Below are 15,692 nucleotides of genomic sequence, written 5' to 3'. Positions count from 1 at the left end.
GCAGGTCAACCGGATGGTCCGGACCCGCCGCGACCTGGCCACCCAGCTCGGCCGGGAGCCCACCGTGGCCGAGGTCGCCGCCGCGCTGGGCGTACCGGAGTTCCAGGTCATCGAGCTCATCTCGTACGACCGGGAGCCGGTCAGCCTCGACCAGGCCGTCGGCGAGGACGGCGAGAGCGCGCTCGGTGACTTCGTCGCCGCCGTCGACCCCCGCGAGGAGCCCGGTGACGCGGTATCGCAGGGCATGCTGCGCAACGAGGTGGAGATCGTGCTCGCCACCCTCTCGCACCGCGAGCAGGCCGTGATCCGGCTGCGCTTCGGCCTGGACGACGGCCGGCAGCGCACCCTGGACGAGGTGGGCCGGGAATTCGGCCTCTCCCGGGAGCGGATCCGCCAGATCGAGAAGGTGACCCTGCTGAAGCTGCGCCACCCGTCCCGGGCCGACCGGCTGGAGGCGTACGCGAGCTGAGCCGTAACACGCGGGAGCCCCCGCCGCCTGTCCGGTGGCGGGGGCTCCGCGTTGTGGCCCTGTTCGCCCTTCGTGCCCGTCCTTCTCAGCCGATCGCCAGGTCTCGGCGGCGGAACGTGGCCAGGCCGAGCCCGGTCAGCGCGACCGCGACGGCGAGCAGCACCACCAGTGGGGTGGCACTCGGGTCGGCGGCCGGCACCGCCGGCAGGTGGGTGAACGGCGACAGGTTCAGCACCGGCTGCGGCAGCTCCAGCAGCGCGCCGAGCTGGCCCAGCAGGACGCAGAGCAGGAAGACCGACCAGGACAGCGCCACCGACAGCCGGGGCAGCAGCCCGAAGAACACCACCACCAGGCCGGCGAGGACCAGCGCCGCCGGCGCCTGGACCAGTCCGGCCACGGTGAGCCGGGCCACCTCGCCGGGCACGTCGCCGCTGACCAGGCCGTAGCCCAGTCCGGTGCTGGCACCGGCCAGCGCCAGCAGGACGACCGCACCGAGCGCGGCCCAGATCAGGTGGCTGAGCAGCCAGCGGGGCCGGCTGACCGCCGTGGCCAGCACTCCCTCCAGGGTGCCGGCCGCCTCCTCGGTGCGCAGCCGCAGTACCGCCTGCACCGCGAAGCCGGCCACCGCGAGCGCGAACATCGCCATCATGGTGCCCAGGAACGCGTCGACCAGCTCCTCGGTGCCGCCGAGCTGGGCGATCAGCTCGCTGGCGGCCTCGTTCTCGCCGACGAAGCTGTCCAGTTGGTCGCCGACCGAACCCATCGACAGCCCCATCACCACGACACCGATCGCCCAGCCGAGCACCACGCCACGCTGCAACCGCCAGGCCAGGCCGCCCGGGCTGAGCAGCCCGCTGGCCGCCACCGCCGGCCCCCGGCGGACCGCCAGTACCCCGCTGCCCAGGTCGCGATGGGCGGTCAGCACGAACGCCGTACCGACGGCGAGCAGCGCGAAACCGGCGGTCAGGGCCAGCACCGGCCAGCGGTTGCCGTCGAACGGCTGGACCTGGTTGGCCCAGCCGAGCGGGGAGAGCCAGGACGGCCAGGCGCTGACCACCCCCATCCCGTCGGCCGTGACGGTCCCCCAGGCGTCTCCGGCGGCCCGGAGCAGGAAGGCGAGCCCGACGGCGGCCGCGGCCATGCCGTTCGCGCCGCGCGCCGTACCAGAGAGCTGGGCGGTCACCGCGGCGACCGCCGCGAACGAGACCCCGATCCCGGCCATCGCCGCGCCGAGGGCGAGCGAGCCGGCCGCCGGGAGGTCACCGGCGACCAGCACCAGGGCGAGCAGCAGCCCACTGACCAGGTTGGCGGCCACCGTGGTGAGCAGGGCCGCGGTGAGCGGGGCGTGTCGGCCGACCACCGCCGAGCCGAGCAGCTCGGCCCGGCCGGTCTCCTCGTTCTGCCGGGTGTGCCGGACCACCGCGAAGGTGCTGAGCAACGCGGCGAGCAGGGCCAGCATCGTGTACGCCTCGGCGGTGACCACCGACCCGAGACTCGGTCCGGAGACCGGGCCGTTGAACGCCCGCGCGACCACGCTCGCGGCGCTGGTGGTGGCGTAGCCGATCCGGTCGGACTCGGTGCCGTAGATGCCGGAGACGCTCTGCGCGACCGCGGCGCCGACCGCCGGCAGGGCCAGCGCCCAGACCAGGAGCTTCACCCGGTCCCGGCGCAGCGCGAGCCGGGTCAGCCGGGCGGTGCCGGTGAACGCGCTCATCGGGCACCCGCCGGCACCGGACGCGGGGCGGGGGCGGTCCCGGATCCGTCGCCGTAGTGCCGCATGAACAGCTCCTCCAGCGTCGGCGGCGTACTGGTCAGCGCCCGTACGCCGAACCGGGCGAGGTGGGCCAGCACCGGGTCGAGGGTGCCGGACTCGACCTCGAACCGGGTGGTCGAGCCGGAGACGGTCACCGCGTGCACCCCGGCCAGGTCGGCGAGCCCGTCCACCGGGCGTTCCGTCTCGACCGTCATCGGGGTCCGGGTCAGGTGGCGCAGCTCGGCCAGGGTCCCGGACTCGACCGTACGGCCGGCCCGGATGATGCTGACCCGGTCGCAGAGCGCCTCCACCTCGGACATCACGTGGCTGGAGAGCAGTACGGTCTTGCCCGCGTCGCGCAGCGCGGCGACGTACTCCCGGAAGACCGCCTCCATCAACGGGTCCAGCCCGGAGGTCGGCTCGTCGAGCACCAGCAGTTCGACGTCGGAGGCGAACGCGGCGACGATCGCCACCTTCTGCCGGTTGCCCTTGGAGTAGGTGCGGCACTTCTTGGTCGGATCGAGGTCGAAGCGCTGCAACAGCTCGTCCCGGCGGGCCCGGTCCAGGCCGCCGCGCAGCGCGCCGAAGAGGTCGATCGCCTCCCCGCCGGAGAGGTTGGGCCAGAGGTTCACGTCGCCGGGCACGTACGCCAGCCGGCGGTGCAGCGACACGGCGTCCCGCCAGGGATCACCGCCCAGTACGCCGACCTCGCCCGCGTCCTTGCGGAGCAGGCCGAGCAGGATCCGGATGGTGGTGGACTTGCCCGCCCCGTTCGGCCCGAGGAACCCGTGCACCTCACCGGACCGGACGGTCAGGTCCAGTTCGTCCAGCGCGCGGGTGGCCCCGAAGGTCTTCACCAGGCCGGCCACCGAGATCGCGGTCATGACGCTCCCTTGTTAGTTGCCGATTCCGCGTCGTCCCCAGCCTGGACGGCGCGTCGAGCCAGATCGTGACGGTGTCTCATCCCAAAGTGTACTGACCGATGGTAGGACGACCGTCACAGATTCCTGATCGACGGTCAGTGGCCGGTACGCTGGCCGAATGGACCACCCGCCCGCCCTCGACACCCGGAGCCGGATCCTGCGTACCGCCCTCGACCTGTTCGGGGCGCAGGGTTACCAGCGCACCTCGCTGCGGCAGATCGCCGACCGGCTGGGGCTGACCAAGGCGGGCATCCTCTACCACTTCCCCAGCAAGGAGCACCTGCTGGTGGCGCTGGCCGAGCCGCTCGTCTCCGATCTGGAGGCGGCCCTGGAGCGGGCGGCCCGGCTGCCCTGGCCGGCGGCCCGCTGGGCGGCACTGGAGGGCTGGCTCGACACCCTGCTGCGGCACCGCCGTCCGCTGGGGACGCTCTATCACGACATGACGCTGCTGGCCCGGGGCAGCACGTACGCCCGGATCATGCGACTCGCCACCCAGGCGTACGACCTGGTCGCCGGGCCGGGCGCGACCCGGCTGGAACGGATCCGTGCCATCCAGGCGACCGGGATGCTCGGCGACCCGATCGTCTTCTTCGCCGACATGCCGGACGACGAACTACGGGCGGCGCTGCTCGACGGGGCCGTCCGACTCCTGCCCGACCCGGCACGGCCATCCGGTGAGCCGGCACCGCCCGGGGCGGCTCCGCCCGCCGGACCGGACGGGCCGGAGCGGGCCGCGCCACCCCGTGCAGCAGGCACGACATCCGAGGTGGTACCGGTCGGCGACACCCGACGCGGCGGCACCGGCCCGGTGCCGGGAGCACGGACCGGCCGGGCCGACGAGTTGTCCGGAGGCTGGCAACCCGGCCCGGAGGGCGAGGCGGGAGGCCGGCACCCGGGTCCGGAGCGGGTCCGGCCCGGCCGTCGGCGCCGGGCGGGGCGACCCCCCGGGCTCAGCGCCGAACAGGTGCGGACAGCCCGGGCGATGCACGGCGCCGGCCTGCACACCGTGGACCAGATCGCCGCCAGCCTGGGCGTCTCCCGGGCCACCCTTTACCGGCACCTGCGGGTCACCGATCCGATCCACCCGGAGACATAACGAGACGGTTTCCAATACTAATTCGAGACGGTTTTGCGACAGCGTCCGCCGCCCGGCCGGACACGCCGTCACGGACCCGGCCAGGACCGCAGCACCGGCGACTCCGCCGGCCGGTACGCCACCGGCGGGCACGGTGCCGGCCGTCGGGGCCGGATCCCGGGAGCCCGGTGTCGCCGGGCCAGCCCCGGCCCCGCTGTCGTCAGCCAACTCCAGGGCACGCGTCAGCCAGATCCGGAGCTCCGGCCGCAGTCGGGTGTCAGAGCGCCGGATCCTGCGGGTCGAGGCCGTGCAGCGGGAAGACCGCCTTGCGGGTCGCCATGATCGCCCGGTCCACCGCGTCCGGCTCGCCGGTCGGCTGCCACCGCTCGTACGAGCCGTCCGCGTCGTCGGTCATCCGCAGCGGTACCTCCCGCTCCGGACGGCGGGCCTTGGCCAACGCCCGCCAGGCCGGCGGAGTCAGCGCGGCCGGGTCGACCGGTTCACCGGTGGCCACCGCGAGCAGGTGCGTCCAGGCCCGGGGCACCACCTCGACCAGCGCGTAGCCGCCACCGCCGGTGGCCACCCAGCGCCCCTCGCAGAGTTCGTCGGCCAGCGCCCGCAGTGCCAGATAGCTCGCCCGCTGCCCGTCCACGCTCAGCCGCAGATCGGCCAGCGGATCGAGCCGGTGACTGTCCGCGCCGCACTGGGTGAGGAGGATCTGCGGCCGGAACGCGCGCAGCAGCGCCGGAACGGTGGCGTGGAAACCACGCAGCCAGCCCGCGTCACCGGTGCCGGGCGGCAGCGGCAGGTTGACCGCGCTCCCCTCGGCCCCCGGACCGCCGGTCTCGTCGGAGAACCCGGTGCCCGGAAAGAGCGCCAACGGCGTCTCGTGCAGGCTGATCGTCAACACCCGGGGGTCGGTGTAGAAGACCTCCTGCACGCCGTCACCGTGATGCACGTCGACGTCCACGTAGGCCACCCGCTCGGCACCGAGGTCGAGCAGTCGGGCGATGGCCACCGCCGGGTCGTTGTAGACGCAGAACCCGGCCGCCCGGCTGGGCATCGCGTGGTGCAGTCCACCGGCCACGTTCACCGCCCGCCGGGCCTCACCCCGCCAGACCGCCTCGGCCGCCGCCAGGCTCGCCCCGGCCACCAGGGCGCTGGACTCGTGCATCCCGTCGAAGATCGGGTTGTCCGGCGTACCGAGGCCGTATCCGGAGAAGAGCGGGTCGCTCGGCGCCGCCCGGACCGCGTCGAGGTAGTCCGGCCGGTGCACCCGGGCCAGTGCCGTGTCGTCGGCCGGGGTGGGCGCCACCACGCGTACGCCGGGGCGGTCCAGGATGCCGAGTTCCCGAGCCAGGGCCAGGGTCAGTTCCACCCGTACCGGGTCGAGCGGGTGGTCACCCAGGTCATACGCCAGCAGACTCTCGTCCCAGACCACCACCGTGTCGTCCGACATGGCGTTCATCGTCGCACGGCGACCGACGACCACCCGCGACCACGTACCCGGAGCGCCGCGCGCCGCTGCCGCGACCCGACGGGCTCAGGAGCCGGCCGGCGCCGGGTCGGTGCCGAGCGCGACCGGCCGCCCGGGATCGGTGATCCAGTGGCTCCACGACCCGACGTAGAGGGCCGCCTCGGGATATCCGGCCCGGTGCAGAGCGAGCACCGCCTGCGCGGCGGTCACCCCGGAGCCGCAGTAGGCGCCGACCCGCACCCCGGGCCGGACGCCCGCCTCGGCGAACCGGGCCCGCAGCGCCTCGGCCGCCGGCAACCGGCCGTCCACCCCGACGTACTCGGTCGCCGGCACGTTCACCGCACCGGGAATGTGCCCGGCTACCGGGTCGACGGGCTCGGTCTCGCCCCGGTAGCGCGCCGCCGCCCGGACGTCGACCAGCACCCCGTCCGCCGCCACCTCGGCGGCCGAGCCGGCATCCAGCACCGGCATGCCGCCCGGGCGTACGGTCACGTCCCCGGGGGTCAGCGACGGCGGCTCGGTGGTGACCGGCAGCCCGGCCCCGGCCCACGCCGGGAAGCCGCCGTCGAGCACCCGGACCTCGGCATGCCCGGCCCAGCGCAGCGTCCACCAGGCCCGGGCCGCCGCCAACCCGTCGCCGCCGTCGTAGACCACCACCGGCCGGCCGGCCCGGACGCCGGCCGCGCGGAGCACCCGCTGCAACGCCGCCGGGTCGGGCAGCGGATGCCGGCCGCCCTCGCCGGGCGGCCCGGACAGCTCGGTGTCCAGATCGACGAAGACCGCGCCGGGAAGGTGCCCGGCGAGGTAGTCCGTGCGGCCGGGCGGCCCGACGAGCCGCCAGCGGACATCCAGTACGACCGGCGGCTCGGCCGACGCCAGTTCGGCGGCGAGCCCGGTCACGTCAACGAGGAGGTCACCCGGTACGGACACGGCGTCCAGTCAACACCATCCGGCGCGGAAGCGCCCGGCTCGGCGACACTGAATATCGGTGCCCCGAGGTACCATCGTGATCGGGAGGACCACTGACGTGAACGACCTAGTCGACACCACCGAGATGTACCTGCGCACCATCCTCGAGCTGGAAGAGGAGGGGGTGCCGCCGCTGCGCGCCCGGATCGCCGAGCGGCTGCGCCAGAGTGGTCCGACCGTCAGCCAGACCGTGGCCCGGATGGAGCGCGACGGCCTACTGACCGTCGAGGACGACCGGCATCTCCAGCTCACCGCGCTCGGCCGGACGCAGGCGATCTCGGTGATGCGCAAGCACCGGCTGGCCGAGCTCCTGCTCGTCAACGTGATCGGGATGCCCTACGAGGAGGCCCACGAGGAGGCCTGCCGCTGGGAACACGTGATGAGCGACTCGGTGGAGAAGAAGGTCTACGAGCTGCTCGACCGGCCCACCCGGTCGCCGTACGGCAACCCGATCCCAGGGCTGGAGGCGCTGAGCCCCAACCCGGACGTCACGGTCGAAACAGTCACCGAAGCTGAGCGCAACCTCGCCTTCCCCGGCCTGAGCGGCCCGGTGGTGGTCCGCCGGATCTGCGAGAGCGTCCAGAAGGACGGCGACGTGTTGCGGCAGTTGCACGCCGCCGGAGTCGACCCGGGCGCGATGGTGACGGTGGCCCAGGAACGTGACGGGGTCACGATCGACCGCTCCGGCGACAAGGTACGGCTGCCCCGAGAGGTCGCCTCCCGGGTCTTCGTCGCCGCGCACTGACGCGCAGCCGCACCGCCTGCACAGCAGCGCAGCCGCCCGACCTGCCCGTCGGGGCGGCGCACCGCACCCGCCCCCCGGTCCGACCCAGCGGCCGGTTCCGGCTCATCCGCCGGCTCCGGCCCGGCGCTGGTCAGCTGCTGCTGGTGTCGATCTTCTTCGCCAGGTTGATCAGCTTGGGCGCGAGAGCGTCGGCCTGGGCCTCGTCCTCCCCGGCCGCGAAGGTGAAGCGGAGGCTGACCAACCGGCCGTTGCCGGCGAGCCAGCCCACCTCGACCGCACTTCCGGCGCTCTTCGTCGGGGCCGTCGTGGCGCGGTAGGCGGCCTTGCCCAGCCCCTTGACGGTCTTGCCGCCGCTCGGGACGACCTCGTCGGCGAAGATCGACGCGTCGGCCGTGGTCGGGGTCACCGACAGCGCGAGTTCGGGTCGGGCCTCGGCCTCGCCGCGCAGCACGCAGGTGTCCGTCTTGCCGTGCCGGCTCGCCGCCGCCACCTCGAACCTGGTGCCGATGGCCTGCTCGATCGCCGGGTACTCCAGTAGCTGGCAGGCACCGCCGGCCGCCGACGCCGGCAGCCGGACCACCTTCGGCACCGGTCCGACCGACTGCGGCGCGGCCTCCTCGGCACACCCGGCGAGCAGCAGCAAACCGGCACCAATCAGGCAGAGTCGTCCGCGCACCTCGCACCTCCCACCCGCCCGGCCCGAGCGCCGGGGAATCCGTCGGACACCGTACGGGTTCGGCGCGCCCGGCGAAACCCCGCGCCCCGCCGGTCGCCCGCGCGGCCCCTTTGAACGACTCGCCCGCACGGCTCCGCTCCGTCGCTTGCCCGCGCCGCTCCCGCCCACCGCTCGCCCGCGCGGCTCCTCTCCGCCGCCCGTCCGCACGGCTCCTCCCCGCCGCTCGTTCCGGCCGAGCGCGACCACCCGGCACCGGTCCGGGTTGCGGGGGCTCCTCGATCACCGTCAAGGAGGCCGGTGGCAGCGCGGCCGAACGGGGAGGCCGGTGGCAGCGCGGCCGAACGGGGTGGCCCGGCTCAGTCGGTCGGCGGCACCGGGTCGTCCAGGTACGGGCAGTGCCGGCAGCCGCGTCCGCAGCAGGTGCCGCGCCGGGCCAGAAACCCGGCGGTGAGCACGAAGAGCCCGGTGCCCGGGTCGGGATAGCCAGCCGCTCCGGCCGCGAGCGCGGCGGCGTGGGCGGCGAGGATCCGCTCCCGGTCCGGGTGCGTCACCGGGAGCCGGGACGGGTGCGGCCGGTCGAGCGGTCGGGGTGCCAACGGCAGGCGTCGTCCCCTCGCCTGCTCCCCCGGACCGTCCATCGCGCCGACCCTACGACAACCCGCCGACCGCTCCCGCCGGCGGCTGGTTCCCCGACCCGGAGGAGGCCAGATTCGGTATCCGACCACCAAGATCAACGGTAGCGCTACCCGGGCTCGTGCCCGCCGGCCAGCTCGTCGACCCGAACGGCAAGCTCGGGATGAGCCGGGAGTTCGCGAACTCGTCGGGATGAGCCTCGGCGGCGGGCTGATCGCCCTCGGCGGCGCCGCCAGGACCTTCGTCAGCAACGCGCTCGCCGTCGTCTGCTCACCGCTGCGCGGGATGCGGGACATGCCGGTGACGTGACGTCCTGCTGGCGACCGGGCATCGAGAATCGGGGCTATCCGAACCAGACCATCGCCTGTCCATGCCCCCGGGTCCAGGCGAGCGGCCTGCCGTCCAGCGCGAGCACGTTGTAGAACGCGTCGCTCGGCGGCTCCGGCAATCCGTAGTAGGGCAGCACCTCCGGAGCCTCGTTCGCGATCCAGTGGCCGGGCAGCCCGCGCACCAGCTCGGCGAAGGCCTGCCGGCGTGGCGCCGGCACCTGGTAGAGCACCGAGGTGTGGAAGACCACCAGGGTCGCGCCGGGCGGCGCCTGCGCGGCCAGCGCCGGCAGGTCGTCCACCAGGTCGCCCCGGACCAGCAGCGGCGGTTCCGCCGCGGCGACCCGCGCGGCGACCGACAACCGGGCCCGCCGGTGCGCGTGCTCCGGCCAGATGGTGGCCTCCAGCCAGGCGACGTCGGCGGGATCGGTCACGTCCAGCGGGTTCAGGTCCAGGCCGGCCCGCCACACCACCTCGGGCAGCCGGGTCGGCGGCGCCACTGCGGTGGCCGCGCAGTCGAGCAGCGGCTCGCCGGTACCGAGGAGGTGGTCGCCGTAGCGGTAGGCGTAGCGGTCCGGGTAGAGGCAGAGCCCGGCGGAGGCGCCGACCTCCAGCAACGCGAGCGGCTGCGGCAGGGAGTTGAGCACCGGCAGGAGCAGCGCACACCGGCCGGCCTCGTTGGTCTGGGTGGCCCGGGTACGCATCTGCGCCGCGATCGCCGGCCAGTTCGCCACCGCGTACTCGTGGAACGCGGCCGGGTCCTCGACCGGGCCGCCGAGCAGCCGTACGACTCCGAACAGCAGGTTCGGCTGCTGCTTGGCGGGCGGCAGCGTACCGATCAGGTCGAGCAGCTCCTCGTCGCCGGAAACCGCGAGGGAGAGCCGCTCGTACGCGGGCGACACCCCCCGCGCCTCACGGGTGCCGAACTCGACGTAGCGGGTGGCGATCGTCATGTGTCAATGATCCCAGCGGACCTGGCCAGCGTCCCTGCACAGCGCCGCTGCGCCAGGGTATCCCTGATCACTATCTCGGCGGGCCGGCGCAACCTTCCGGGACCCGCGCGCCGCAGACGGCGACCGCCCGATCCCCGGTGCGGGGATCGGGCGGTCGCCGTGCCATTCGTCGTCGTGCCTACCGGCCCGGATCGCGGGTCACCCGTCGTGCCTCCCCGGCACCGGGTCGGCGCGGCGCGGCCGCGATCGGCGCCGGTCGGCGAGAACCACGCCGGTCGGCGGGAGCGGAGCCGACCTCGGTCAGCTGCAACCAGAGGTCGAGCCGCAGCCCTCGCAGACATAGCAACTGCCGGCAGGGCGCATCTTGGTGCCGCAGGTGAAGCAGAGCGGGGCGTCCGCAGCCGTACCGAGCACCGCCTCCAGCAGCTCCGTGGAGGAGCCGACCTTCGGCGCCGGCCGTTCCGCCGCCACCTCGACCTGCTGCTCCGCCGCCGGCTCCGGCTTGGCCGTCTCCACCGGCGCCGACGCGGCCATCGCGGCGAGGTCCACCGCGCTCTCCGCCTCGGCCTCGGCCCGGAGCTGCGCGGCCCGCTCCTTGGCGGTGAAGATGCCCAGCTCGGCCCGGCGCTCGTAGGGCAGGAAGTCCAGCGCCAGCCGGCGGAAGATGTAGTCCATCACCGAGGCGGCCATCCGGATGTCCGGGTCGTCGGTCATTCCGGCCGGCTCGAACCGCATGTTGGTGAACTTGCTGACGTACGTCTCCAGCGGCACGCCGTACTGCAGGCCGATCGAGATGGCCACCGAGAAGGCGTCCATCACCCCGGCCAGCGTCGAGCCCTGCTTCGACATCTTCAGGAAGACCTCGCCGAGACCGTCGTCCGGGTACGACGAGGCGGTGAGGTAACCCTCGGCCCCGCCGACCGAGAACGAGACCGTCTCGGAGGGGCGCTTCTTCGGCAGCCGCTTGCGCACCGGCCGGTACTCGACGACCTTCTCGACCGCCTTCTCCACCGGAGCCGGCTCGACCGCCTTCTCCTTCTCGTTCTTGGCGGCGGAGAGCGGCTGGCCGACCTTGCAGTTGTCCCGGTAGATCGCCAGGGCCTTGAGGCCGAGCTTCCAACCCTCGAAGTAGATCTCCTCGACCTCCTCGACGGTCGCCGACTCCGGCATGTTGACCGTCTTGGAGATGGCGCCGGAGATGAACGGCTGCACCGCGGCCATCATCCGGACGTGCCCCATCGGGGCGATCGAGCGCTGACCCATCGCGCAGTCGAAGACGGCGTAGTGCTCCGGCTTCAACCCGGGCGCGTCGACCACGTGGCCGTGCTCGGAGATGTGCTCGACGATCGCCTCGACCTGCTCCTCGGGGTAGCCGAGGCTGCGCAGGGCGCGCGGCACCGTCTGGTTGACGATCTGCATCGAGCCGCCGCCGACCAGCTTCTTGAACTTCACCAGCGCCAGGTCCGGCTCGACCCCGGTGGTGTCGCAGTCCATCATCAGCCCGATGGTGCCGGTCGGGGCCAGCACCGACGCCTGGGCGTTGCGCCAGCCGGACTTGTCACCGATCTTGTTGCCCTGGGTCCACTGCTTGGTAGCCTCGCGGACGATCTCGGTGGCGACGGTGCCGGTCGGCTTGATCGCGTCGTTCGCGGCGGCGTGCTTGCGCATCACCCGCTTGTGCGGCTCGGCGTTGCGGGCGTAGCCGTCGTAGGCGCCGACCACCCCGGCCAGTTCGGCCGAGCGGCGGTACGCGGTGCCGGTCATCAGCGACGTGATCGCGGCGGCCACCGACCGCCCGCTCTCCGAGTCGTACGGGTGGCCGGTCGCCATCAGCAGCGCGCCGAGGTTGGCGTACCCGATGCCGAGCTGCCGGTAGGCCCGGGTGGTCTCGCCGATCTTCTCGGTCGGGAAGTCGGCGAAGCAGATCGAGATGTCCATCGCGGTGATGACCAGCTCGACCGACCTGACGAACTTCCGCACCTCGAAGCCGCCGTCGGCGCGGAGGAACTTCATCAGGTTCAGCGAGGCCAGGTTGCACGAGGAGTTGTCCAGGTGCAGGTATTCCGAGCACGGGTTGGAGGCGGTGATCCGCCCGGTCTCCGGGCAGGTGTGCCAGTCGTTGATCGTGTCGTCGTACTGCAGGCCGGGGTCGGCGCACTCCCAGGCGGCCTGGGAGATGGTCCGGAACAGCCCCTTGGCGTCGATGGTCTCGATCACCGCGCCGTCCAGCCGGCCGCGCAGGTCGAACGTGCCGCCGTCCTGCACCGCCCGCATGAACTCGTCGGAGACCCGGACCGAGTTGTTGGCGTTCTGGTACTGCACGCTGACGATGTCGGAGCCGCCGAGGTCCATGTCGAAGCCGGCGTCCCGCAGCGCGCGGATCTTGTGCTCCTCACGCGCCTTGGTGAGGACGAACTCCTCGACGTCCGGGTGGTCGACGTCCAGGATGACCATCTTGGCCGCCCGCCGGGTCGCCCCGCCGGACTTGATGGTCCCGGCGCTGGCATCCGCGCCCCGCATGAAGCTGACCGGGCCGGAGGCGGTGCCACCGCTGGAGAGCAGCTCCTTGGAGGAACGGATCCGGGACAGGTTGACCCCGGAGCCGGAGCCGCCCTTGAAGATCAGCCCCTCTTCCTTGTACCAGTCGAGGATCGAGTCCATCGAGTCGTCGACGGCCAGGATGAAACACGCGCTCACCTGCTGTGGCGAGGCGGTGCCGACGTTGAACCAGACCGGCGAGTTGAAGCTGAACACCTGGTGCAGCAGCATCCAGGTCAGCTCGTGCTCGAAGACCTCGGCGTCGGCCGGGCCGGCGAAGTAGCCGTGCTGTTCCCCCGCCGCCCGGTACGTCTTCACCACCCGGTCGATGAGCTGCTTGAGCGACCACTCCCGCTCCGGGGTGCCGACCGCGCCCCGGAAGTACTTGGTGGTGACGATGTTGGCCGCGTTGACGCTCCACGAATCCGGGAACTCGACGCCCCGCTGCTCGAAGTTGATCGAGCCGTCCCGCCAGTTCGTCATGACGACGTCCCGGCGCTCCCAGGTCACCTCGTCGTACGGGTGCACCCCCTCGGTGGTCCAGACCCGCTCCACCTTCAGACCGGCCGCCGCCGACCGGGTACGTGACCTACTTGCTGTCACACCTTCCCCCGACATCTCATCCGCCCCCTTACGCACGCACGACGCTTCCCGTCGCACGACCTCGCTGATCTGTTGTCCGTAAAGAACTACTGTTGTCCGTAAAGAACTAACTGGCCGGTTCGCCCGCCGGCTGGACAGCCCCGACGCCGTCCACCGCCGACCGGCTCCGAGCCACCGCCGCCGCCCGCAGCGCGTCGATCTCCCGCTCGAAGTCGTCCAGCGATTCGAACGACCGGTACACGCTGGCGAAGCGCAGGTAGGCCACCTCGTCCAGCTCGCGCAGCGGGCCAAGGATGGCGAGCCCCACGTCGTGGCTGGGAAGCTCGGCCGCGCCCTTGGCCCGGACCGTCTCCTCCACCCGCTGGGCCAGCAGGGCGATCGCGTCGTCGTCCACCGGACGGCCCTGGCACGCCTTCCGCACCCCGCCGATGATCTTCGTCCGGCTGAACGGCTCGGTGACCCCGCTGCGCTTGACGACGGCGAGCACCGGCTCCTCGACCGTGGTGAACCGCTTGCCGCATTCCGGGCAGGCTCGCCGGCGCCGGATCAACTGGCCGTCGTCGGCCTCCCGCGAGTCGACCACCCGGGAGTCGGCGTGCCGGCAGTACGGACACCGCATCGCCTACCTCCTTCACGCCGCCGGGACCACCGCGCCTGTCGGCCCGCCGGAGCGGCGGACCCGCCCACAGGCAGCCGACACCGGCGGATCCGCCACCTTCGGTGGCTCCCGCGGTGTTGGGCGGACCTGAGTGCTGCGGGTAGTGGAACCCCAACTTCTAGGCGACTTACACCCTTGTCACTACTACATCTAGGGGTCGACCGTATGCCGCCGAGCAGCCGAGGTCAAGTTGAACAGGGCGTGGCGCGGCCCGCAAATCTTCCAACCGCCCCGCGGACGACGCGGTTACCGCTTCGCGGGCACGGAGAGGCCGCGGTTACCGCTTCGCCGGCAGGACCAGCCGCTGACCGGCGTGCACCGTGTAGTCGTCGAGCCCGTTGAGCCGGCGGATCTCGTCGATCACCGCGAACGGCCGCTGACTGGGTCGGTGCCGCTCGGCCACCGACCAGAGGGTGTCACCGGGCCGGACCACCGCCGTCTCCGCCGACCGGGGCGGGTCGGCGGCCCGGGAGGCGGGCGAGAGGATCGCCGCCAGTCCCGCCACGAGGAGCAGCAGGAGCACGGTCACGACCAACCGGCCCCGCCGGGTGAGCCGCAGCCGCCCACCGCCTCGAGAAGTCCCCGGATATCCCGTCGCACCCATCGCGACCTCCAAGATCGAACAGGAGTTCGAACGAACGGACGTACGATGGTTTATCAGAACAGGCGTTCGATGTCGAGCCGACGGAGGCGACACGCCGCGCCGAATGTCGTACAGATGTTTGAAACTGTGTGATCTCACCTATACGGTTTTGAACATCGACACCGGGACCGTGGAATACACGGGACCGGCGCCGAGCCACGACGCACCACGAGCCGCCAAGGCACCCCACCGCCACCAGGAGGACGACGTGTCGACCGACGACCGGACGAGCCGGCAGAAGCCCCAGAAGAGCGGCGTACCAGGCACCCGGGCCAGCCGACGCACGGCCGGACCGCGGAGCCGGGAGGGTGCCCCCGCGCTGCGCGCGGTCACACCGGTGGTAAGCGCCTTCCCCGACCTGGTCTCCGCAGACCTCACCGCCCGGCAGCGCCGCATCCTCGAGTTCATCCGGGACTGGGTGGAGCGCTACGGCTACCCGCCCAGCGTCCGGGAGATCGGCGAGGCGGTCGGCCTGGTCTCCCCGTCGAGCGTGGCCTACCAGCTCAAGGAACTGGAGCGCAAGGGCTTCCTCCGGCGCGACCCCAACCGCCCGCGCGCCGTGGACGTGCGCCCGCCAAGCGAGATGATCGACGACGAGACCGCCCGGGCCCAGCGGCCCACCCCGGCCTACGTGCCCCTGCTCGGTCAGATCGCCGCCGGTGGCCCGATCCTCGCCGAGCAGGCCGTCGAGGACATCTTCCCGCTTCCTCGGGAGTTGGTCGGCGAGGGCGAGGTCTTCATGCTCCAGGTCAAGGGTGACTCGATGCTCGACGCCGCGATCTGCGACGGCGACTGGGTTGTCGTCCGCCAGCAGCCGACCGCGAACTCGGGAGAGATCGTCGCGGCAATGCTGGACGGTGAGGCGACGGTCAAGACCTACCGCCGCCGGGACGGGCACGTCTGGCTGATGCCGGCCAACTCCGCCTTCGACCCGATCGCCGGTGACAGCGCCACCATCATGGGCCGGGTGGTGGCGGTGCTCCGCCGGATCTGACGACCACCCACCGAGCATTCCCATACCCGCACCGGCCGAGGGCCCGTCGCGGTGCTGGTGCGGGGCCGGCGGTGTGGGGGTCCGCTGCCGGGCTGAACCCCGTCCGCCCGGCCTGGCCCGGCAGGCTCGGCAGGACACGGCCCGGCCCGGCAGGACATGCATGGCCCGGCCTGGCAGGACATGGCCCGGCCCGGCGCGGCCTGGCCAGGACATGGCCCGGCCGGCTGGAGGCGGACCGCCGGCCGACCAGGAGCGGG

General features: G+C 72.8%; 13 protein-coding genes and 1 pseudogene. 4 read left to right on the top strand and 10 right to left on the bottom strand.

Annotation, left to right across the window (positions count from 1 at the left end):
* Position 1: 1 nt before the first annotated feature.
* Positions 2-469, top strand: a pseudogene (locus AAH979_RS02370) (sigma-70 domain-containing protein); the annotation flags it as partial.
* 85 nt (positions 470-554) lie between these two features.
* On the opposite strand, the gene AAH979_RS02365 reads toward AAH979_RS02370, so the two are convergent.
* Positions 555-2,183 carry an anibiotic ABC transporter gene (locus AAH979_RS02365; RefSeq protein WP_346256081.1) on the bottom strand — a complete coding sequence of 543 codons (1,629 nt, stop codon included), beginning with the start codon at positions 2,181-2,183 and terminating at the stop codon, positions 555-557.
* Positions 2,180-3,106, bottom strand: coding sequence for an ABC transporter ATP-binding protein (locus tag AAH979_RS02360; RefSeq protein WP_346256080.1), 927 nt, complete (start codon positions 3,104-3,106; stop codon positions 2,180-2,182). Before AAH979_RS02360 ends, AAH979_RS02365 begins: the two co-directional genes overlap by 4 nt.
* Before the next feature lie 157 nt (positions 3,107-3,263).
* On the opposite strand from AAH979_RS02360, the gene AAH979_RS02355 reads away from it, so the two are divergent.
* A complete protein-coding gene (locus AAH979_RS02355; RefSeq protein WP_346256079.1) occupies positions 3,264-4,241 on the top strand; it encodes a TetR family transcriptional regulator in 978 nt (325 codons plus the stop codon).
* Between the two features lie 256 nt (positions 4,242-4,497).
* Here the strand turns inward: AAH979_RS02355 and AAH979_RS02350 are convergent, their stop codons facing one another.
* On the bottom strand, positions 4,498-5,679 hold the full coding sequence (locus AAH979_RS02350; protein ID WP_346256078.1) for an acetoin utilization protein AcuC: 1,182 nt from the start codon (positions 5,677-5,679) through the stop codon (positions 4,498-4,500).
* 84 nt (positions 5,680-5,763) lie between these two features.
* On the bottom strand, positions 5,764-6,627 hold the full coding sequence (locus AAH979_RS02345; RefSeq protein WP_346256077.1) for a sulfurtransferase: 864 nt from the start codon (positions 6,625-6,627) through the stop codon (positions 5,764-5,766).
* A gap of 97 nt (positions 6,628-6,724) precedes the next feature.
* Here AAH979_RS02345 and AAH979_RS02340 point away from each other — a divergent pair, with 97 nt between their 5' ends.
* On the top strand, positions 6,725-7,411 hold the full coding sequence (locus AAH979_RS02340; protein WP_346256076.1) for a metal-dependent transcriptional regulator: 687 nt from the start codon (positions 6,725-6,727) through the stop codon (positions 7,409-7,411).
* 130 nt (positions 7,412-7,541) lie between these two features.
* Here AAH979_RS02340 and AAH979_RS02335 read toward each other — a convergent pair whose 3' ends face one another.
* The 6 genes from AAH979_RS02335 to AAH979_RS02310 form a co-directional block, all read right to left on the bottom strand.
* A complete protein-coding gene (locus AAH979_RS02335) occupies positions 7,542-8,087 on the bottom strand; it encodes a hypothetical protein (RefSeq protein ID WP_346256075.1) in 546 nt (181 codons plus the stop codon).
* 356 nt (positions 8,088-8,443) lie between these two features.
* Complete coding sequence (locus AAH979_RS02330; protein ID WP_346256074.1) at positions 8,444-8,725, bottom strand: DUF5522 domain-containing protein; 282 nt, start codon at positions 8,723-8,725, stop codon at positions 8,444-8,446.
* A 338-nt stretch (positions 8,726-9,063) separates the two neighbouring features.
* The gene (locus tag AAH979_RS02325) at positions 9,064-9,999 is read right to left on the bottom strand and encodes a DUF2332 domain-containing protein (RefSeq protein WP_346256073.1); all 936 of its coding nucleotides are present in this window, start codon (positions 9,997-9,999) and stop codon (positions 9,064-9,066) included.
* A 300-nt stretch (positions 10,000-10,299) separates the two neighbouring features.
* Entirely contained in the window at positions 10,300-13,155 is a 2,856-nt protein-coding gene (locus tag AAH979_RS02320; protein ID WP_346256072.1) for a vitamin B12-dependent ribonucleotide reductase, read from the bottom strand.
* A 91-nt stretch (positions 13,156-13,246) separates the two neighbouring features.
* On the bottom strand, positions 13,247-13,759 hold the full coding sequence (nrdR, locus tag AAH979_RS02315; RefSeq protein ID WP_318395188.1) for a transcriptional regulator NrdR: 513 nt from the start codon (positions 13,757-13,759) through the stop codon (positions 13,247-13,249).
* A 316-nt stretch (positions 13,760-14,075) separates the two neighbouring features.
* Positions 14,076-14,327 carry a LysM peptidoglycan-binding domain-containing protein gene (locus AAH979_RS02310; protein WP_346256071.1) on the bottom strand — a complete coding sequence of 84 codons (252 nt, stop codon included), beginning with the start codon at positions 14,325-14,327 and terminating at the stop codon, positions 14,076-14,078.
* A gap of 322 nt (positions 14,328-14,649) precedes the next feature.
* On the opposite strand from AAH979_RS02310, the gene lexA reads away from it, so the two are divergent.
* A complete protein-coding gene (lexA, locus tag AAH979_RS02305) occupies positions 14,650-15,435 on the top strand; it encodes a transcriptional repressor LexA (protein WP_318395190.1) in 786 nt (261 codons plus the stop codon).
* The last annotated feature ends 257 nt before the right edge of the window (positions 15,436-15,692 follow it).

The sequence above is a fragment of the Plantactinospora sp. ZYX-F-223 genome, assembly GCF_039649625.1.
Classification (GTDB): domain Bacteria; phylum Actinomycetota; class Actinomycetes; order Mycobacteriales; family Micromonosporaceae; genus Plantactinospora.
Note: the sequence above shows the minus strand (reverse complement) of the source record. Positions and strands in the feature narration are given on the sequence as shown.

Coding starts and splice junctions, on each gene's coding strand:
- AAH979_RS02365 (WP_346256081.1), bottom strand. CDS start 2,183: ATGAGCGCGTTCACCGGCACCGCCCGGCTGACCCGGCTCGCGCTGCGC.
- AAH979_RS02360 (WP_346256080.1), bottom strand. CDS start 3,106: ATGACCGCGATCTCGGTGGCCGGCCTGGTGAAGACCTTCGGGGCCACC.
- AAH979_RS02355 (WP_346256079.1), top strand. CDS start 3,264: ATGGACCACCCGCCCGCCCTCGACACCCGGAGCCGGATCCTGCGTACC.
- AAH979_RS02350 (WP_346256078.1), bottom strand. CDS start 5,679: ATGTCGGACGACACGGTGGTGGTCTGGGACGAGAGTCTGCTGGCGTAT.
- AAH979_RS02330 (WP_346256074.1), bottom strand. CDS start 8,725: ATGGACGGTCCGGGGGAGCAGGCGAGGGGACGACGCCTGCCGTTGGCA.
- AAH979_RS02325 (WP_346256073.1), bottom strand. CDS start 9,999: ATGACGATCGCCACCCGCTACGTCGAGTTCGGCACCCGTGAGGCGCGG.
- AAH979_RS02320 (WP_346256072.1), bottom strand. CDS start 13,155: ATGTCGGGGGAAGGTGTGACAGCAAGTAGGTCACGTACCCGGTCGGCG.
- nrdR (WP_318395188.1), bottom strand. CDS start 13,759: ATGCGGTGTCCGTACTGCCGGCACGCCGACTCCCGGGTGGTCGACTCG.